This is a genomic window from Methylosinus sp., assembly GCF_036560965.1.
Lineage (GTDB): Bacteria > Pseudomonadota > Alphaproteobacteria > Rhizobiales > Beijerinckiaceae > Methylosinus.
Genome location: NZ_DATBQF010000081.1, coordinates 12,943 through 31,506, shown reverse-complemented (window position 1 = coordinate 31,506; position 18,564 = coordinate 12,943). Strand labels below are relative to the sequence as shown.

Sequence of the window (18,564 nt, the reverse complement as noted above, 5' to 3'; positions counted from 1 at the left end):
CTCGCGGCGATATGATCGGCCGCGCGCTCCGGCGCGTCGCTCCGCAATCGCGCCGACGGGTGAAAGCGCCGCATCTCACCCGAATGGCGGCAGCATGGAAAAACGCCTTTTGCCCGAATTCGCACCCTGGTCGCCGGAGGCCCCTCGCCAGCCCGCCGCATCCCGCGCGGAGCCGGCGCTCGGCCGTTTCGCCGCGCTCTGGGCGGAAGGCGGGCTCGACGCCCTGCTCCTTCTCGGCCTGATCGCCGGACTGGCCTGGGCGCCCTTCTGGCTCGGCGGCAATCGGCTGCCGGCCTGGGGCCTCAACGGACTCTATTTCCCGGGGCTGGTCCTTCTCTTCGAGCTCGGCGTCCTCTTTGCGGGACGCGGCCATCCGGTGTCGATCGCGACCATCGCCGGTCCGGCGGCGCTGTTCGGCGCGACCCTGCTGTGGATCGTCTTCCAGGCGTCGCCCATCGCCTCGGGAGCGCTCGCCCATCCGATCTGGGGCATGGCGAGCGAGATGCTCGAGCAAACGCTAGAGGGCGGCGTGTCCGTCGACCGCGGCCAGACGCTGGTCGCGCTGCTGCGCCTCACGACGGCGGCCAGCGTCTTCTGGCTCGCGCTCCAATTGTCGCGCCGTGCGCTCCGCGCGCATCTGCTGCTGGAGGCCGTCGCCGTCATCGTCGCCGCCTATGCCGCCTATGGGCTCGTGCTCTCGGCCTTCTTCTCGGCCGCCATCCCCTTCTTCGACGCGCCCGCCCAAGGGCTGTTCGTCCGCTCGACCTTCGTCAATCGCAATAATTTCGCCACTTATGCGGGGCTCGGCCTGATGACGACGCTCGCGCTCATCGTCCCGCTCGCCGACCGCGATGCTCCGACGCGACCCGGCTCGCGCGCCTATCGCCTCGCGAAGCGCATCGAAGCAGCCGGGCTGCGCGGCTGGCTGCTGCTCGCGGCGGGTTTCGTGATTTTCGTCGCGCTGCTCGGGACGGTGTCACGCGGTGGCATACTGGCGGCGATGCTCGGCGCCTGTGCTCTTCTCGCCGTCGCTCATGCGCGCGGTCGACGCCGCCGCGGCGAAAGCGCCGGAGCGATCGCTCTTGTTCTCGCCGGGCTCGGCGCGACGATCCTCTTCTTCGGCGATCTGATCGTCGGACGCCTGCTCGCCTCGGGCCTCGACGACGGCAGCCGGCTCGCGGTGTTTTCGATCACGCTTCGGGCGATCCTCGACACGCCCCTGCTCGGCTATGGCTACGGCGTCTTCGCCGATGTCTTTCCGCTCTATCGCGATCGCTCGATTCCGACGGAGGATATTTGGGACAAGGCGCATAACGCCTATCTCGAGGTCTTTCTGGGGCTCGGCCTCGTCTTCGGGACGGCGCTCGTCGGCGCGCTGGTCTGGCTCGCCGCGAAATGCTTCATCGGCGCCGCCAGTCGCCGGAGGGCGCCCGCGCCGGCCGCGGCGGCGGCCGCCTGCTCGCTGCTCGTCGGCGTCCATGCTCTCGTCGATTTCGGCGTTCAGATCGAGGCCGTGGCCCTCACCTTCATGGCCATACTCGGCGCCGGGGTCGCCCAGGCCGAGAGCTCGCGCCGCTGCCTCTCCGATCGGCCCCGGGGTCGAGAAAGAAACATTCGATGCTGAAACGTCTCGACACACAGAGGGACGCTGCGCCGGCGGAAGCGGACGGAGGCTTCGACCTACAGGGCTATGTCAATTTCGTCTGGCGGCAATGGAAGCTGATCGCCGGCGTGACGGCGCTGTTCCTCCTCGTCGCCGCGGTCGAGATCGCCCGGACGACGCCGCTCTACACCGCCTCGGCGCAGCTGCTCCTCGATCCGCGCAAGGAGAAAGCCGGCGGGCAGGACGCCATCATGACAGACGCGGCGCTCGATCTGCCGACGATCGAGAGCCAGATCGCGATCATCCGATCGAGCGCCCTGCTGCGGCGCGTCGTGGAAAAGGAGCGGCTCGTCGACGATCCCGAGCTCGGCGGCGCGCGGGCGCGCGTCGGCGCGAGCGACGGGCTGCTCGATCGCCTGCGCGGCCTGCTCGCGCGCAATGCGCCGCCGCCATCCGCGCCCGATCGCTCCGCGCCGAAATCATCGTCCGAAGCGTCGGCGGAGACCACCGCCGCGGTGGAGAACGTCAAGCTGGCGGTCGCCGTCGCGCGCGCCGGCCAAGCCTATGTGATCAATGTCTCCTTCACCTCCTCGGATCGGGAGAAGGCCGCGCGCCTCGCCAATGCGGTCGCCGACGCCTATGTCGTCGACAAGCTCGACGCGCGCTTCGAGGCGGCGCGGCGCGCCTCCGCCTGGCTGTCGGACCGCCTCGTCGAGCTGCGCCAGCAGCTGCGCGAGTCGGAGGAGGCGGTGGCGCGCTTTCGCGCCGAGAATAATCTCTCCGGCTCCACGCCCGGCGCGACGCTCAATCAGGACCAGCTCTCCCAGCTCAACGGCCGTCTCGTCCAGGCGCGCGCCGAGGCCGCGGACAAGAAGGCCCGGCTCGAGACGCTGCAGAAGATCGAGGCGCGCGGCGGCAACATCACGCAGCTGCCGGACGTCTCGAATGGCGCGATCGCGGAATTGCGCCGACAGGCCAATGATCTCTCGCGCCAGGAGGCCGAGCTGCTGGCGCGCTACAACGCCAATCATCCTTCCGTGGTCAATCTTCGCGCCCAGATAACCGACGTCAATCGCGCCATCGGCGCCGAGGCGCAGCGGCTCGCCGCCAACATGCGCAACGAATACGAGCTCGCCAGAGCGCGACAGGAGGCGGTCGAGAGGACACTGCGCGAAGTCACCGGCGCCAATGACCTCGACAATACGAAGGCCATCACGCTGCGCGAATTGGAGCGCACAGCGGCCGTCAACAAGAGCCTCTTCGAGGACTTTCTGCAGCGCGAGCGCGTCACGCAGGAGCAGTCGACCTTCGAGGCGCGCGACGCGCGCATCATCACGCCGGCGCTGGCGCCGATCACGCCGACCTCGCCCAAGACGATGCAGACCATGCTCGCCGCCCTCATTCTCGGCGCGATGGCCGGAACGCTCGGCGCCTATGCGCTGGAGACGTTCAACGCCGGCTTCACCACGCCGCGCGAGATCGAGGATTTCCTCGCTCTGCCGCTGCTCGCCTCGATCTCGAGAATGGACCAGCGCGAGCTCTCGGTGAACGGCGTCGTGCTGTCCATTCCGGAATATCCGCTGGCCAAGCCGCTGTCGCGCCTCAGCGAAGCGCTGCGCTCGCTGCGCAGCGCGATACAGATGAGCGACGTCGACAATCCGCCCAAGGTGCTGCAATTCACCTCGACGATTCCCGGCGAAGGAAAATCCACGCTCGCCATAGCGCTCGCCGGCTCGGCGGCGCAAGCGGGACAAAAGGTCCTCGTCATCGACGGCGATCTTCGGCGTCCTTCCGCCTCGCGATATTTCGGCGCGGACAAGAGCCTCGGCCTCGTCGACTGCCTGGTCGGCGCCGTGGAGCTGCAATCGGTGATCATCTATAGCGAGACCTTGAAGCTGTGGTTTCTCCCGGCCGGCGGCAAGACGCAAAATCCGCCGGACCTGCTCTTGTCCGAGCGGCTGAAGACGCTCGTCGCGAGCCTGCGCGAGCAATTCGATCTCGTCGTCATCGACACGCCGCCGATGGGGCCGGTCGTCGATCCGCTCATCATCTCCAATCTCGTCGACAAGGTGGTGTTCATCGTGCGCTGGGCGTCCACGGCGCGCGAAATGGTGGCGCATTCGATCGAGCGGCTGTCCGGCCACAAGAAAGTGGCGGGCGTCGTGTTCAATCACACGATCGACTCCCAGGCGCAGAAATACGGCAAATACGCCTACTCCTATTATTACGGCGGCCGCTATTACAAGAAATACTACACGGAATGAGCCGTCTGCTGGAATTGCGCCTCTGGACCGCGGTCGGCGTCGTCGCGATCGGCGGCGTCGCCATGCTCGCGGCCGGCCGGCTCCTCGCCTTCGGCCTCGCCGATCTCGCCGCCGCGCCGACGAATGCGGCGAGGACGCTCGCGCCCTTCGTCGAGGATGCGCTCGTCGGCGCAATGGCGCAGGCGCGGCGGCTCGAGCTCGACGCGAGCGCCGGCGATCCGGAGCGGCGCGAGCGGCTGAGCCGACTCCTGTCGCGCAATCCGCTCTCCGGCGGCGCCTGGCTCGCATTTGCGCAGGCGCGCTTCGACACCGACGAGCCCATGGCGCAAGTCGAGAGCGCCCTCGCCATGTCGAGCCTCGTCGCGCCCAACGAAGGCTGGCTGATGAGCCGGCGCACGGCTTTCGCCGTTCCACTATGGCCGCGGCTCTCCGTCGCGGCGCGCCGCAATCTCGTCGCCGATCTCCTCGGCGGATGGGAGCGAGCGCCCGGCGCCGAGCGCGAGGCGCTCGTCGCGATCGTCTATCTGTCGCCGGACGAGACGAAGGCGGAAATGCGAGAGGCGCTTCTGCGCTCGGGCGCCGCGGGCGAGCGCGTCGTCGCCGAGATCGGCCTCCCACCCGCGCCGAACGGACCGCCGCGATGAGATCGAGACGCCTTCCACGAGGACGCGCCGAGATGGACGAGCGGACCGCGACGCCTATCGGCGAGGAAATGCAGCCGCCCCGCGCGCGCAAGCCGATCACTGTCATCGAGGCGCGTCCCGGCTGGCGCGCCCTCGATTTCCGCGAAGCTTTCGCCTATCGCGAGCTGCTCTATGTCCTCGCGGCGCGCGACCTCAAGGTGCGTTACAAGCAGACGGCGCTCGGCGCCGCATGGGCGTTGCTGCAACCGCTGACGATGATGATCGTGCTCTCCATCGTCTTCGGACGTCTCGCCGGCGTTCCCTCGGACGGCGCGCCCTATCCGGTCTTCGCCATCGCCGGTCTTCTGCCATGGACCTTCTTCGCCAATGTCGCGCCGACGGCGGGCAATTCGCTCGTCGTCTCGGCGCATATCCTCACCAAAGTGTATTTCCCGCGCCTATTGATTCCCCTATCGACCGCGGGCGCGCCGCTCGTCGATTTCGCGATCTCCGCTCTGCTGCTCGTCGCAATGCTGGCGTGGAGCCATATCGGCTTTCATTGGAGCCAGCTCGCGGCGCCGTTCTTCGTGCTCGGCGCAATGATCACAGCGCTCGGCGTCGGCGTGCTGCTGTCGGCGCTCACTGTCGCCTATCGCGATTTTCGCCATATCGTGCCGTTTCTCATCCAATTCTGGATGTTCGCCTCGCCGGTCGCCTATCCGGTCGCCCTCGTGCCGGCGGAGTGGCGCTGGCTCTATTTTCTCAATCCGATGGCGGGAATGATCGACGGCTTCCGTCACGCGCTCATCGGAACGCCGCTGGATTTATGGGGCGTCGCGCTCTCCAGCACCTCCGCTCTCGTCATCTTCTGCGTCGGCCTCGCCTATTTCGCGCGGGTCGAACGCCGCTTCGCGGACATAGCATGAGAATGACGCGACGAGGCGGAACGGCGATCCGCGCCGAAGGCGTGTCGAAGCGCTATCGCATCGGCAAGACCGCGCCCGCCTATCACACGCTGCGCGACGCGCTGGCCGCGGCCGCCGCCGCTCCCTTCGCGCGGCTGCGCGGCCGCCCCCCTGCGCCACAGGGGGACACGGCCTTCTGGGCGCTGCGCGACGTCTCCTTCGAGATCGCAGAGGGCGAGATCGTCGGCGTCGTCGGCCGCAATGGCGCCGGCAAGTCGACGCTGCTCAAAATTCTCTCGCGCATCACCGATCCGACGGAAGGCCGCGTCACCATAGAGGGCCGCGTCGCCAGCCTGCTCGAGGTGGGCACCGGATTCCATTCGGAGCTCACCGGCCGCGAGAATGTCTTTCTCAACGGCTCAATTCTCGGAATGCGCCGCGCCGATATAGCGAAGCGCTTCGACGCCATCGTCGATTTCGCCGAGATCGAGCGCTTCATCGACACGCCGGTCAAACATTATTCGAGCGGCATGCATATGCGCCTCGCCTTCGCGGTGGCGGCCCATCTCGAGCCGGACATTCTCGTCGTCGACGAGGTGCTGGCGGTCGGCGACGCGCGCTTCCAGCAAAAATGCCTCGGCAAGATCGACGAGGTCTCGCGCCGCGGCGGCCGCACCGTGCTGCTCGTCAGCCATAATCTCGCTGCGGTGAAGAGCCTGGCGACCAGCGGCCTCGTCTTGGACCGTGGGCGGCTCGTGCTGCAGGGCGGCGTCGACGAGGCGATCGCGGCCTATGGCCGGCTCCAGCAGGATGGCGCGACGGGCGCAGAGGAACGCGACTGGGGCGCGGGCGCGCATACGCGCATCCGCTCGGTCGAGATGATCGGACCGGATGGCCCGACGCGCATCTATCTGCCGGGAACGCCGCTGCGTCTGCGCATCCTGCTCGACACGGATGGAACGCCCGGCCTCTCTGTCGACGTGTTCCTGACCAATGCGCTGCGCGCGCGCATCGCGCTCTGGTCCATGCATCATTTCGACGCCATGTCGCTGCCGACCGAGCCCGGCTCCTATGAGCTCACGATCGAGGCGGCGCCGATCTTCCTGGCCTCGGGGCATTATTGCGTCGACGTCGCCACGGCGGTGACGATGGTCAATTGGGATCATCAGGTCCATGAGGCGATCGAGTTCGAAACGCCCTTCTCCAATGTCGGAGGAGGAAGCTGGGACTTCAAGCAATCCTTCGGCTATGGCTTCGTGGCCCTACCCTCGATCGCCCCGCCGAGGCTGACGAAGCTCGGCGAGCGCGCCGACTGACTGGAGACGAGCGGCGTGAATCTTCTCTATTGCGGTTGCCTTCCGGTCGAGCGCTCGCGTCACGGCTCGCTGTTTCTCTATCGTCTGCTGGAGAGCTGGCCGGCCGAACGTCTGCGGATCGTCGAGGGCTATCTCGGGCCGTCCGACGCCGCTCATCGTCTGCCGGGCGTGCGCTATGCGGCGCTGACGCGCAAGCCGCCGCGCCTCCAGACCACGCGCTTCGCGCCCTGCTTCGAGGCGGCTCTCGAGCGCGTCGCCGCCTTCGACGCGCATCGCCTGGCGCGCCGCGTCGCCGACTGGCGCGTCGACGCCGTCGTCACCGTGGGGCAATATAATTCCTGGCGCACGGCGGCGGCCTTCGCCGCGCGGCGAGGACTGCCGCTGCATTTGATCGTCCATGACGATTGGCCGCGCATGTCGCTGCGCGGCGAGGCGCATCGACGCGCGATCGATCGGCAATTCGGCGCCGTCTATCGGCGCGCCGCGTCGCGGCTCTGCATTTCCGCCAGAATGGCGGAGGATTATGCGGCGCGCTATGGCGTCGAGGGCAGCGTGCTGCCGCCCTTCCGCAGTCGCGACGCATCGGTCCCGGCGCCCACCGTGCGACCGGATCGCCCCTTCACGCTCGCCTTCGCGGGAAGCGTCTATTCGCCGGGCTATGTCGCGGCGCTGCGCGACGCCGCCGAGGCCGTGGCGACGATCGGCGGGCGGCTGCTGATCTTCGGCTCGCTCGCCGCGGCGCAGGCGGAGTCGATGGGGCTCGGCGGCCCATCGGTGACCGTCGGCGGCATGATCGCGGCGGCGGATTTCCTCGCCGAGATCGCGGCGCGCGCCGATGCGCTGTTTCTTCCCATGTCGCTCTGGCCGGACGAGCAGCGCGCGATGCGCCTCTCCTTTCCGAGCAAGCTCGCCGACTATACGCTGACGCGCCTGCCGATCCTGCTCTATGGACCGCCCGATTGCTCGGCGGCGGCCTGGTCGCGCGCCAATGGCGACGCGCTGCTGCATGTGGAGACGCCGGATGTGGCGGCGCTCGGCGCGGCGTTGGGCGCGCTCGCGCGCGATCCGCAGCTGCGGCGGCGCCTCGGCGAGACGGCCGGCGTCGCCGGCGATCGCGATTTCGCGCATCGGTCGGCGCTGGCGACATTCGAGGCCGCGCTCGGCCGCGGCGCCGCGCCATGATGGGCGAGCCGCGGATCAGCGCGATCGTCGCGACCTTCGATCGCCCGCAATCCTTGCGGCGTCTGCTGGATTCGCTGGCGGCGCAGACGCGGCCGGTCGCCGAGATCGTCATCGCCGACGGCGGCGACGACCCGGAGACCCGCGCGGTCGCCGAGGATCCCGCCTGGGGCGCGCGCGGTCTCGCGATCCGCCTGCTCGCCATCTCGCCGCCCAATGCGGTGCGGCAGCGGCGCGCCGCCATCGCGGCCTCGCGCGGCGATCTGCTGCTGCTGCTGGACGACGACGTCGCGCTCGAGGCGGACTGTGTCGCCGAGCTCGCGCGGGCGCTAGCGGCGCGCGCCGACAGCGTCGGCGTGATGGCGGATCTGAGCAATGAAGGATCGCCGCCGCCGACCCGCGTCTGGCGTTTCGCGCTGCGCTGCGGGCTCGGCATGCGCGAGGGCGAATGGCAGGGGCGCGTGATCGGCCCGCTGCTGCGCTTCGGCTTCTCGCCCGCGCCCGCGGAGATCACGCCGATCGACTGGATCAGCGCCTGCAATTCCTTGATCCGCCGATCGGCCTATGTGGCGGCGGGGGGATTTTCGGATTTCTTCCTGCATCGCTGCACGATGAACGAGGACATCGATCTCTCCTTGAAGCTGCGTCGCTTCGGCGCGCTCTATTTCGCGCCGCGCGCGCGCCTCGCGCATTTCCATGCGCCGGCCGGCCGAGTGACGGCGGAGATCGCCGCCGAGGACGATCTGTTCAACCGCTATATGATCCTGCGCCGCACGCTCGGACGCTCGCGCGCTCATGCGCTTTTTCTGATCGTCGTCTACGCCGTTCTGGAATCTCTCGGCTCGATGCGCCGCCTGTCGGGCACCGCCGGGGTCGGGACGCGCGAGATTTTGCGCGGGCGGTCGAGAGGGCTCGGGCGCATCATCGCCGGCCGAGCCGATCGATGAGCCGCGCCGCGCCGGACGGACCGAAGATCACCGCGACAGTGACCGCCTTCGCGCGCATCGCGCAGACGCTGGACACTGTGCGCCGGCTCGAATCCTGTCGTCCGCCGCCGGCCGAGATCATCGTGCATGTGGACGCCGCGCGCCATGATTGCGCCGCCGCCGTGCGCGCGGCCTTTCCCGCGGCGCGCGTCATCGTCAGCGAGACCGGCGTCGGACCGGGCGGCGGACGCAATCGCCTGATGGAGGCCGCGAGCCATGCGCTGGTCGCCGCTTTCGACGACGATTCCTATCCGATCGACGCCGATTTCTTCGCGCGCGCCGCCGCGCTCTTCGACTCTCTCCCGGAGCTTTCGCTGGCGACGGCGCAGATCGTCCATCCGGGCGAAGCGCTCGCGCCGGATCGGCGCGTCTTCCGCGCGACCGGCGGCTTCAACGGCGGCGGCGTCGTGTTTCGGCGCAGCCATCTGCTCGAGGCGGGCGGCTATCTGCCGCTGCCGATCGCCTATGGCGTCGAGGAGGAAGACATGGCTCTGCGCCTGATCGATCGCGGACGGCGGCTGGCGTTCACGCCCTTTCTGCGCGTGTTTCACGATACCGATCGCGCGCATCACGCCGAGCCGCGCGTGAATGCGGCGACCATCGCCAATATCGCGCTGCTCGCCTTCTTGCGCTATCCGCCGCGCTTCTATCCGCGCGCGGCGCTGCAGCTCGCCAATCGGGTCCGCTTCTGCCTGCGGATGGGGCGGTGGCGCGGCGTCGCCTCCGGGCTGGGGATGATCCCGCGCCATCTCTGGCGGATGCGCGCGCATCGACGTCTCGTATCCGCCGCCGCCGTCGCCGAGAAGCGCGCCTTGCGCGAGGGAGCCTGGATTGATTTCTGACCGAGACGCCACGGACTGGATCGTCTGCCAGATCGGCGCGCGCGAGCATTATGCGTCGCCCGCCGCGCTGCGCCAGCGCGGCCTGCTGCGCGCGCTCGTCACCGATATCTGGCTGCCGCCGGATCGGCCGTGGAGCCGCGCGCTGCGCGCCGCGAGCCCGCGTCTCGCCTCCCGTTATGCGGCGGAGCTCGCGGGGGCGCGCGTTCTCGCCGACACGCTCCCGTCCATTTTGTCGCGCAGCGCCGCCCGGCTCGCGCCGAAAGGCGCGAATTGGTCCAGGATCGTCGCCGACAATCTCCGCTTCGACCGCTTCGCCGCCGCGCAGCTGCGGCGAATGCCCGTGGCGCCCGACGGCGGCGTCGCGCTCTGCTACGGCTATGCGGCGTCGCAGACGCTGCGCGCCGCGAGCAGCCGCGGTTTCGCCACCATTCTGAACCAGATCGACGGCGGCCCGCAGGAAGCGCGGCTGATCGCGGCGCTGGCCCAAAACCCAGGCGAAGGCGCCGGCCAAGGCGAAGGAAGCAGAGCGGCGGATGCGCCCCCCGAGGACTATTGGCGCCGCTGGCGCGACGAATGCGAGACCGCGGATATGATCCTCGTCAACTCCGCCTGGAGCCGCGATTGTCTCGTCGCCGAGGGCATTGCGCGCGAGAAGCTCGGCGTCGTTCCGCTGATGTATCGCGCCGAGGGGCCGAGCGTGACGCGGCGCTATCCCACGCGCTTCGACGCGGACCATCCGCTCGTCGTCCTGTTTCTCGGCGCCGTCTCGCTGCGCAAAGGCGCGCTCACGCTGCTGGAGGCAGCCGCCGCGCTGCGCGACCAGCCGGTCGAATTCCACATCGTCGGCCGCGACGAGCTGGGCGCCGCCGTCCAAAAGGACTATGCCAATCTGCGGTTCTTCGGCGAGGCGCCGCGCGGCGAAACGCCGAGCTTCTATCGAAAGGCGCATGTGTTCGTCCTGCCGACGCATTCCGACGGATTCGCTCTCACGCAGCTCGAAGCGCAGGCGCACGGTCTGCCGGCGATCGTCTCTCGCCGCTGCGGAGACGTCGTCCTCGACGGCGCGAGCGGCCTCGTGCTGCCGGAGCCGAGCGCCGCGGCGCTTCGCGACGCGATCCTATGGGCGCTGCGCCATCCGGAGCGCCTTTGCGCCATGTCGGAGCGCGCCCGCGCCCGCGCCGAAGATTTCGATCCCGCCAGAGTGGTCGAGCAGCTGCGCGAAATGGGGCGCGAGGCGCTGCGTCGGCGCCGCCGCGACCTCGGCGCAGGAGCCTAGCGGCGCATGCGCGCCCTTCCCGGCGAGGCCGGCGTCGCGCTCGCCGGATCGGCGATCATCGGCGCCGGCGCCGTCCTCGCGGTCGCGCTGACGCCGGTCGAATATGCGCCGCCCGGCGCCATGTTCTGGCCCGCGGCGGTCTTGTCGGCGAGCCTGCTGGCGATCCCACTGATGCGCGGCGTCCTCGAGGGGCTGCATGGATTGCTCCATGCCGAAAATCTTCTCCTCGTCGCGATCATCTATTGGGTGCTGCTCGATCTGCTGCAGGGCGCCTATCCGCTCGACGAGCTCGGTCGCGACGATGTGATCGCCGCGCTCGAGACCGTCGCGATCTTCGCCATGTTCATCCCGCTCGGCCGGCTCGCGCCGACGCTCGGCGCGCCGAAGCCGATCGCGCGCGCGGCGAGAGCCGATCTGCCGACGCAGAACGCCTTTATCGCGGTCTGCATCTGCTTCGTTCTCTGCATTTCATCCTTCGGCATACCGACGAGCTTCGATCCGGCGCGGATGATCGAGGGCCTGCTTCAGCCCCGCTTCGGCGCGCCCTGGTCGCGCGGCGATCTCGGCGGCTGGGAGGCCTTCATCGATCATTTGGCCTATTTCGGCTATGTGCTGCCGGCGGCCACCGTGCTGGTGGCGACGCGCGCCAAGGCGCGCTGGGCCGATCCGCGCGTCTGGATATCCATCCTGTTCACGGCGATCGTCTGCGCCTTTCTCGCACAGAGCGGAGGCCGTCGGATCATCGGCATGATGCTGGGCTCCGGCCTGCTGTTGTGGATGATCCTGAAAGAGCGCTTCTCCATCGTGCGGGCCGCCGTGGTGGCGGGCGGCGCGATCGGCGTGCTGAGCCTGCTGCAATTCATCCTGCTCATCCGCAATGTCGGGCTCGAAGGATTTTTGAGCGGCGACGTGGATTTCGACGATTACGAATTCGCCGGCCAATTCCATGTGGACGACAATTTTCTGCGTCTCGCGCAGATCGTCCATTATTTCCCCGACGTCGTCGAATATGTCGGCTGGAAGCAGATCTATTACGTGCTGGTCCGCCCCATTCCGCGCGCGCTATGGCCGGACAAGCCGATCGACGCCGGCTTCAGCCTGCCCGGACTGGTCGGCAAATCCGATGTCTCTCTGTCGAGCTCGATCATCGGCGAGCTGCACGCCTCCTATGGGCTCGCGGCGGTCGCCATCGGCGCGCTGCTGCTCGGCTGGGCCGCGGCCTCCTGGACGACGCTGCTCCGCGAGCGCAATGAAAACGCCCGCGTTCTCTATTGCCTCGGCCTGATGGTCTTTTTCGTCGGCATGCGCTCGATGCAGGAAATCGTCTTGATGACCTATGCCGTGCTCGCCTGGACGGCCGTCAGCCTCGTCACCTCCAAAAAGACCGCCGCCGCGACGCCCGCCGCCAGAAACGATAGCGAGGAGCCGTGCGAACCGTCGTGATCCTGACCCGCATGCCGTCGCCCTATCAGGCGCGGCTGTTCGATCTCCTCGCGGCGGATGGGCGGATCGCGCTGCGGGTGATCTATGAGCGGATGACGGACGCCGACCGCGACTGGCGCGCGCCCACGCTCGCTCACGAGCACGCCTGCTGCCGCGACGCGCCCTTCGCGCAGCTCGAGCAATGGGTGCGCGACAGCGATTTCTGCGTGTTCGGCGGCTATCGCGATCCATGCTTGCGACGGCTGCTGACGCAGCGCTTCGCCGCTCGCCGCCCTTTCGTGTTCTGGGGCGAGCGCTTCGGCTACCAGACGCCGCTCGTCGTCGGGGCGATCTATCGGCGATGGGCCATGCGCGCCTTTCATGCGACCCGATCGGAAATGTGGGGCATAGGCGAAATGGCCGTCGCCTCTTATCGACGCGAGTTCGGCCCGCGCCGCCGCTATCGAAACATTCCCTACAGCTCCGATCTCTCTGGCTTTCTGTCGATCGCGCGGGACGACGCCGAAGCGCGCCTCCCCCGGCTCTTGTTCTCCGGCTCGCTGATCGCGCGCAAAGGCGTCGATCTCCTCGTCGCCGCGCTCGAGCGGGCGCTCGCCGACGGGGTCGCCATCGCGGCGACCTTCGTCGGCGACGGGCCGCTGCGTCCGCTGGTGGAGCGGCTGGCGCGCCGTCATCCGGACCGCGTCGCTCACGTCGGCTTCACGCAGATGGACGCGCTGCCCGACGTCTACGCCCGCGCCGACGTCCTCGTCGCGCCCTCCCGTCACGACGGCTGGGGGCTCGTCGTCATCGAGGGGATGGCCGCCGCCATGCCCGTGCTGGCGAGCGATCGGACCGGCGCCGCGGTCGAGCGCGTCACCGCCGAGACGGGATGGCTGCTCCCGGCCGGCGACGCCGCCGCGCTGGAGAGGGTATTGCGCGAGATCGCGCGCACGCCGATCGCGCGGCTGCGCGCCATGGGCGCGGCTGCTCGCGCGCGCAGCCGCGACGATCGTGTCGAGGCTGGACGCGATCGGATGATCGAGGCGATCGAACGCTGCCTCGCCGAAAGGTCCTGACGGAGACACGCCGCTATGCGCATTCTTCATGTGACCCCGACCTATCTTCCGGCTGTCCGCTATGGCGGCACGATCCATGCCGTGCATGGGCTCGCCGCAGCGCAGGCCGCGCTCGGCCATGACGTCGAGGCCTATACGACGAATGTCGATGGTCCCGGCGTGACGCCGACGCCGATCGGCGCGCGCGTCGATCTCGACGGCGTCGGCGTAACCTATTTCGAAACCGGCCTCGGGCGACGCCTCTATCGATCGCCTTCCATGGGCGACGCGCTGCGGCGACACGCGGCGGAGTTCGACATTCTCCATCTCCATTCCGTCTTCCTCTGGCCGACATTGGCCGCGGCGCGCATCGCCACGCGCCGCGGCGCGCCCTATGTTCTGTCGCCGCACGGAATGCTGGTCGCGTCGCTCGTGCGCGCCAAGAGCACGATGCTCAAATCCGCCTGGATCGCGCTGTTCGAGCGACGCACGCTCCGCGAAGCGGCGGCGGTCCACGTCACCTCATGGCGCGAGGCCAATGATCTGAAAAGCTTCCGCTTCGATCTGCCGCCCGTCGCGATCATCAGCCTCGGCGTCGACGCTGCGCCGCAGGGGGAGACGCCGCGGGACGTGGGCGCCGATGTGGCCGCGGCGATCGCGGGATCGCCCTTCGTCCTCGCCTTCGGACGGATCAGCTGGAAGAAAAATATCGAAGCGCTCATCGAGGCGGTCGCGCGCACGCCCGATCTGCGATGCGTCATCGCCGGCAATGACGACGAGGGCGGCGGCGCAGGACTGGCGCGTCTCGCCGACCGGCTCGGCGTCGCCGACCGCATGACCATCATCGCGCGGCAGATCGACGAACCCGATCGATCGGCGCTCTATCGCGCTTGTCTATGCCTCGCTCTCGTCTCGCTCAACGAGAATTTCGGCAATGTCGTGCTCGAGGCCATGTCGCACGGTCGGCCGGTTCTCGTCTCCAGCGTCGCCGGCGCGGCGGAGGTGGTCGCCGCGGCTTCGGCGGGCGTTCTCGTCGCGCCCGAGGTCGCGTCGATCGCGCACGGCCTCGCGACGCTTCTATCGGATCCTCGCGCCGCGGATGAAATGGGCGCGCGCGGACGCCGGGTCGTCGAGCAGCGATGGAGCTGGCGCGCCGCCGCAACCGAGATGATCGCGCATTACGAAGGCGTCCTGCTGCACGAAGGCGTCCTGCTGCGACCCGATGAGCGAGGCTCCGCATAGATGACCGCCCCTTCCCTGCTCGATCGGATCACCCCTGTTCTGCTCACACGCGACGAGGCGCCGAATATTCGCCGCACGCTGTCGCGCCTTCGCTGGGCGAAGACGATCGTCGTCGTCGACAGCGGCAGCGCGGATGGAACGCTCGCCGTCCTGCGCGCCGACGCGCGCATACGCGTCTTCACGCGGCCTTTCGACACCCATGCGAACCAATGGCGTTTCGCCGTCATGGAGACCGGCGTCGGCACCGATTGGATATTGCGGCTCGACGCCGATTATCACGTGAGCGAGTCGCTCATCGAAGAGCTGCGCGCGCTGCCGCCGGCGTCGGACGTCTCGGCCTATGAGATCGCCTTCGATTACGCGATCTTCGGGCGTCCGCTGCGCGGCTCCCTCTATCCGCCGAAAACCGTGCTTTTGCGCCGAGGGCGCTTCGCAATCCTCGATCGCGGACACACGGAGGGCTGGCGCGTCGAGGGCCGCGTCGAGAGGCTCGCGGGCAGAATTGTCCACGACGACCGAAAATCGTCGACGCGCTTCGTCGCGTCGCAGATCGGCTATATGTCGCGCGAGGTCGAGCGGCTCGACGCCGAGCCGCATTCGCTCGCGCGCCGTCTGCGCAGCCATCCGCCGTTGGCGCCGATCGCGGCCTTCGTCTACGCCTATTTCGTCAAGGGCCTGTTTCTCGACGGCCGCGCCGGTCTCTATTACGCGCTGCAGCGGCTGGTCGCAGAATCGATCCTCGCATTGCTGGCGCTGGAGAAACGGCTGACGCCTCCGTTGGAGGCGGCGCCTTCGACGCGAGAAGCCGAGCGCGATAGAGCCGATTGACGCGCGGCGATCATTCGGCCGCGCGGCGGGCCGAGGCGCATGTCGCATCGAGCTCATGCGCGTCGACGCTGCTCAGCTGGAGGCTCGCGAGCAGCGTCTCCCATTGCAGCAGCGACCGGCGGCGACCGAATTCGCCGTCCAGCAGAGCGCGCGCATTGCGACCCCAACGGTCGATCGTCTCGGGATCTCGCATCGATCGGCGCAGCAGCGCGGCGAGGCCGACTGCGTCGCCGCAGGCGATGGCGGCGCCGCAGTCGTGGCGCGTGACCAGCGACGCGATCTCGCCTTTCGGGTCGCCGATGACGATCGCGCCGCGGCCGGCGGCGGCGACCCCATAGAATTTGCTGGGCGAGATCAGCCCCTCCATGGTCGGCTGGAGCGAAATCCAATGGACATTCGCGGCGGTGAGCGAGAGCGGCAGCAGCTTTGCGTCCTGATAGGGATGAAACTGGAACATGGGCGCGAGACCGCGCCTCTCGACCTCGGCGCGAAGGCCGCTCGCGAGATAGCCGCCGCCGATGAAGAGAAACAGCAGATCGGCCTCCCCGCGCAGCCTTTCGGCGGCGTCGAGCAGCGTGCGATATTCATGCGCGCGGCCGAGATTGCCGGAATAGGCGACGACGAAACGGCCGCTCAATCCCCATTCGGCGCGCAAGGCATTGTCTTCGATCGGGCGCGGACGCACGCCCTCGTCGTCGCACCAATTGGGGATGACGGCGATGCTCTCCGGCGGCGCGCCCAGCGTCAGGAGACGCGCCGCCATGCGCTCCGCGATGGCGACATTGCACGCGGCGAATTTCAGGCTGAGATCGCGCGCTCCGACGAGCAGCGCGCCGAAGGGGGCCGGAAAGCGCAGGCCGAGCCCCAGCGCCACCTCTGGATAGATATCCTGAAGCCAATTGACGAGATGGCAGGATTTCAGCCACGCCGCCGACGCGAGCACGACAGAGAGCAGCGGCGGATCGGTCATGACGACGAGACAATCGCCGCGCGTGGCGAGGCGCATCGCCGCGACCGCGAAATGAAGATAGAGCGCGAGCGCGTCGAGAGCCCGGCCCCACAGGAAATGCCGCCCGAAGCGCGATCGATAGACCCGATGGATCGTGACGCCGTCCGACGTCTCCCGCGCCGGCAGCTCCGCGGCGGCGTCGTCATAGAGCCCGCGGCTGGTCACGACGACGACCTCCTCCCCTTTCGCGGCGAGATGGAAGGCGAGATCGGACAACAGCTGGCTGGTCGCCGAAAGATCGGGCGCAAAGAAGCGATTGAAGAAGATGAATTTCATCGCGACGCTACGAATCCTCCAAGCGAAAGTCCTCCAAGCAAAAGTCCTGCGAGCGATCGTCCTCCCGCCGACGTCAAATCGGTCGTCCGCGGGCGAGCGTCGGCGCTTTCTGCCGCGCCGGCGAGCGAAGGCAGGAGGACTCCTGACGCTCCACCCTGCCGCGCGCGCCTTCGAATTCGCGCCGATACCAGCCGGTCGCATGATCGACCGCCGCCCGATTCAATTTTTCGCCGGTGAAAGCGACCGCCAGCGTGCCGAGCGCGATCGCCAGATCCAGCCGCATGCAGGCGTGCCGAATATACCAGACGTCGAGCGCATTTTTCTCCTCGGGCGACACCAGGGTTCCGCCCTTGATCTGCGCCCATCCGGTGACGCCCGGCCGCACGCTGAGCCGCCGCCGCGGATCGATCGGCTGATCGACCGGCAGCAGCGGCCGCGGCCCGATCAGCGACATATGGCCGAGGATCACATTATAGAGCTGCGGAATCTCGTCGAGCCGGACGGAGCGGATCGCGCGGCCAATTCTCGACAGGCGCCGCTCCTTCGGCACGCGGCGGCCGAGGCGGTCGAAGGGCGGCCGAAACGTGCGGAATTTATAGACGTAGAATCGCTCGCCATCGCGCCCGACCCGCTGCTGCCAGAAAACAATGGGCGCGCCGACATCGATCAGAATGGCGCAAGCGACGATCATCGCCGTCGGCAAGGCGACGACGAGCAGCAGGCTCGTGACGAGCAGGTCGATCATGCGCTTTGCGCCGAAATAATCGGGCGCGTCGAAACGCCGGTCGGGCGGCGTCTCGAACGGCCCCTGCGGCCGCGCCTGCCGCGGCGCGAGATTGAGTGCTTCCGAAATTCCGAGGCAGTCCCGACCGCGGGCGTCGCATTGCGCGGCGACGTCCTCCAGCGAGCCGGCGGGCAAGGCCTCTTTGTCGTCGGCGAGCCAGACCTCGTCGATCTCGACGCCATGCTCGGCATATTCGTCGAGCACGGCCCCTATATCCTGCGGGAGGCCGACGATCGAGACTCCGCCGACCTTCCGCCCGACGAACGACGGCCGCGCATCCAGGGCCGCGACGACCTGCGTCGTCCGCGGCCGTTGATAATCGGTCAGCTTGATGGCGACCGAGGCGAAGCGGTCCACGCCGATCAGGATCACGCGCCGCAAGGCGACCGAAGGGTCGGCGACGTCGGTCTCCAGCTCCTTGCGCCAGATGTCCTTGTGGTGCAGCCGCGTCGCCGCCCGGATCACGATCAGGCCGGCGCTCAGAACGAGGCCATAGATAACGGGAGTCGAGCGCGGCACGCCCTCGAGCCTCGTGAGCGTGAAGAGAACCACGCTGCTCGACGCCACAGCGCAAGCCGAGGCGGCGCAGACATCGACCGCGTCGCGGAGCGAGAAAAACTGCCCCATGCGGTCGCTCAGCCGGAAGCCCCATAAAATCAGCAGTGAGCAGGAAATCGAGAGGAAGGCGTAGCGATAGGGAGCCGGCATGTCCTGTGAGAAATCGCTCGGATCGAGAAGCGCGGGATCGCGCAGCGCGAGCGCGATAAAGGGCGCCGCCGTCGCCCAGCCGAGGTCAGCCAGCTGGAGACGGAGCGCCGTCCTATCCCTCGATGCCGGCGACGCCACCCTCATATTGGAAATATCCCATTGCAAACAGGGCTTTATGGGCCAAATTGAGTGCTTCTCATCTTGAGCATAGCCGAGGTAATATGTCAACAATGCGGCGGTTGT

General features: G+C 68.3%; 15 protein-coding genes. 13 read left to right on the top strand and 2 right to left on the bottom strand.

Going from position 1 to position 18,564, the window contains the following annotated elements; translation table 11 throughout:
- Positions 1–109: 109 nt before the first annotated feature.
- The 13 genes from VIF40_RS20945 to VIF40_RS20885 are packed head-to-tail and all read left to right on the top strand — an operon-like array spanning position 110 to position 15,544.
- Entirely contained in the window at positions 110–1,624 is a 1,515-nt protein-coding gene (locus tag VIF40_RS20945; RefSeq protein ID WP_331939459.1) for an O-antigen ligase family protein, read from the top strand.
- Complete coding sequence (locus tag VIF40_RS20940) at positions 1,618–3,867, top strand: GumC family protein (RefSeq protein ID WP_331939458.1); 2,250 nt, start codon at positions 1,618–1,620, stop codon at positions 3,865–3,867. The genes VIF40_RS20945 and VIF40_RS20940 overlap by 7 nt, the downstream gene beginning before the upstream one ends.
- Positions 3,864–4,511: a hypothetical protein gene (locus tag VIF40_RS20935; protein WP_331939457.1), complete on the top strand. Its 648-nt coding sequence runs from the start codon at positions 3,864–3,866 to the stop codon at positions 4,509–4,511. Before VIF40_RS20940 ends, VIF40_RS20935 begins: the two co-directional genes overlap by 4 nt.
- A gap of 32 nt (positions 4,512–4,543) precedes the next feature.
- Positions 4,544–5,416, top strand: a complete 873-nt coding sequence (locus tag VIF40_RS20930) for an ABC transporter permease (RefSeq protein ID WP_331939456.1) — start codon at positions 4,544–4,546, stop codon at positions 5,414–5,416.
- A 2-nt stretch (positions 5,417–5,418) separates the two neighbouring features.
- Complete coding sequence (locus VIF40_RS20925) at positions 5,419–6,711, top strand: ABC transporter ATP-binding protein (RefSeq protein ID WP_331939455.1); 1,293 nt, start codon at positions 5,419–5,421, stop codon at positions 6,709–6,711.
- 15 nt (positions 6,712–6,726) lie between these two features.
- Positions 6,727–7,893: a glycosyltransferase gene (locus tag VIF40_RS20920; protein ID WP_331939454.1), complete on the top strand. Its 1,167-nt coding sequence runs from the start codon at positions 6,727–6,729 to the stop codon at positions 7,891–7,893.
- A complete protein-coding gene (locus VIF40_RS20915) occupies positions 7,890–8,837 on the top strand; it encodes a glycosyltransferase family 2 protein (RefSeq protein WP_331939453.1) in 948 nt (315 codons plus the stop codon). Before VIF40_RS20920 ends, VIF40_RS20915 begins: the two co-directional genes overlap by 4 nt.
- Positions 8,834–9,718, top strand: a complete 885-nt coding sequence (locus VIF40_RS20910; protein WP_331939452.1) for a glycosyltransferase family 2 protein — start codon at positions 8,834–8,836, stop codon at positions 9,716–9,718. Before VIF40_RS20915 ends, VIF40_RS20910 begins: the two co-directional genes overlap by 4 nt.
- Positions 9,708–10,994 (top strand): glycosyltransferase family 4 protein, encoded by a 1,287-nt coding sequence (locus VIF40_RS20905; RefSeq protein ID WP_331939451.1) that lies wholly within the window; start codon positions 9,708–9,710, stop codon positions 10,992–10,994. Before VIF40_RS20910 ends, VIF40_RS20905 begins: the two co-directional genes overlap by 11 nt.
- A gap of 6 nt (positions 10,995–11,000) precedes the next feature.
- Complete coding sequence (locus VIF40_RS20900; protein ID WP_331939450.1) at positions 11,001–12,437, top strand: O-antigen polymerase; 1,437 nt, start codon at positions 11,001–11,003, stop codon at positions 12,435–12,437.
- Entirely contained in the window at positions 12,422–13,495 is a 1,074-nt protein-coding gene (locus tag VIF40_RS20895; RefSeq protein WP_331939449.1) for a glycosyltransferase family 4 protein, read from the top strand. The genes VIF40_RS20900 and VIF40_RS20895 overlap by 16 nt, the downstream gene beginning before the upstream one ends.
- A 15-nt stretch (positions 13,496–13,510) precedes the next feature.
- Positions 13,511–14,716, top strand: a complete 1,206-nt coding sequence (locus VIF40_RS20890; RefSeq protein WP_331939448.1) for a glycosyltransferase — start codon at positions 13,511–13,513, stop codon at positions 14,714–14,716.
- Complete coding sequence (locus tag VIF40_RS20885) at positions 14,717–15,544, top strand: glycosyltransferase family 2 protein (protein ID WP_331939447.1); 828 nt, start codon at positions 14,717–14,719, stop codon at positions 15,542–15,544. It abuts the gene before it with no gap.
- Positions 15,545–15,554: 10 nt separating this feature from the next.
- On the opposite strand, the gene VIF40_RS20880 is transcribed toward VIF40_RS20885, so the two are convergent.
- Positions 15,555–16,829, bottom strand: a complete 1,275-nt coding sequence (locus tag VIF40_RS20880; RefSeq protein WP_331939446.1) for a glycosyltransferase family 4 protein — start codon at positions 16,827–16,829, stop codon at positions 15,555–15,557.
- Between the two features lie 73 nt (positions 16,830–16,902).
- On the bottom strand, positions 16,903–18,465 hold the full coding sequence (locus VIF40_RS20875; RefSeq protein WP_331939445.1) for a sugar transferase: 1,563 nt from the start codon (positions 18,463–18,465) through the stop codon (positions 16,903–16,905).
- Between the last annotated feature and the right edge of the window lie 99 nt (positions 18,466–18,564).

What these genes read in the sequence shown, in the direction of transcription:
- VIF40_RS20940 (WP_331939458.1), top strand. Translation starts at nt 1,618, where the DNA reads ATGCTGAAACGTCTCGACACACAGAGGGACGCTGCGCCGGCGGAAGCG.
- VIF40_RS20935 (WP_331939457.1), top strand. Translation starts at nt 3,864, where the DNA reads ATGAGCCGTCTGCTGGAATTGCGCCTCTGGACCGCGGTCGGCGTCGTC.
- VIF40_RS20930 (WP_331939456.1), top strand. Translation starts at nt 4,544, where the DNA reads ATGGACGAGCGGACCGCGACGCCTATCGGCGAGGAAATGCAGCCGCCC.
- VIF40_RS20925 (WP_331939455.1), top strand. Translation starts at nt 5,419, where the DNA reads ATGACGCGACGAGGCGGAACGGCGATCCGCGCCGAAGGCGTGTCGAAG.
- VIF40_RS20915 (WP_331939453.1), top strand. Translation starts at nt 7,890, where the DNA reads ATGATGGGCGAGCCGCGGATCAGCGCGATCGTCGCGACCTTCGATCGC.
- VIF40_RS20910 (WP_331939452.1), top strand. Translation starts at nt 8,834, where the DNA reads ATGAGCCGCGCCGCGCCGGACGGACCGAAGATCACCGCGACAGTGACC.
- VIF40_RS20900 (WP_331939450.1), top strand. Translation starts at nt 11,001, where the DNA reads ATGCGCGCCCTTCCCGGCGAGGCCGGCGTCGCGCTCGCCGGATCGGCG.
- VIF40_RS20890 (WP_331939448.1), top strand. Translation starts at nt 13,511, where the DNA reads ATGCGCATTCTTCATGTGACCCCGACCTATCTTCCGGCTGTCCGCTAT.
- VIF40_RS20885 (WP_331939447.1), top strand. Translation starts at nt 14,717, where the DNA reads ATGACCGCCCCTTCCCTGCTCGATCGGATCACCCCTGTTCTGCTCACA.
- VIF40_RS20880 (WP_331939446.1), bottom strand. Translation starts at nt 16,829, where the DNA reads ATGAAATTCATCTTCTTCAATCGCTTCTTTGCGCCCGATCTTTCGGCG.
- VIF40_RS20875 (WP_331939445.1), bottom strand. Translation starts at nt 18,465, where the DNA reads ATGAGGGTGGCGTCGCCGGCATCGAGGGATAGGACGGCGCTCCGTCTC.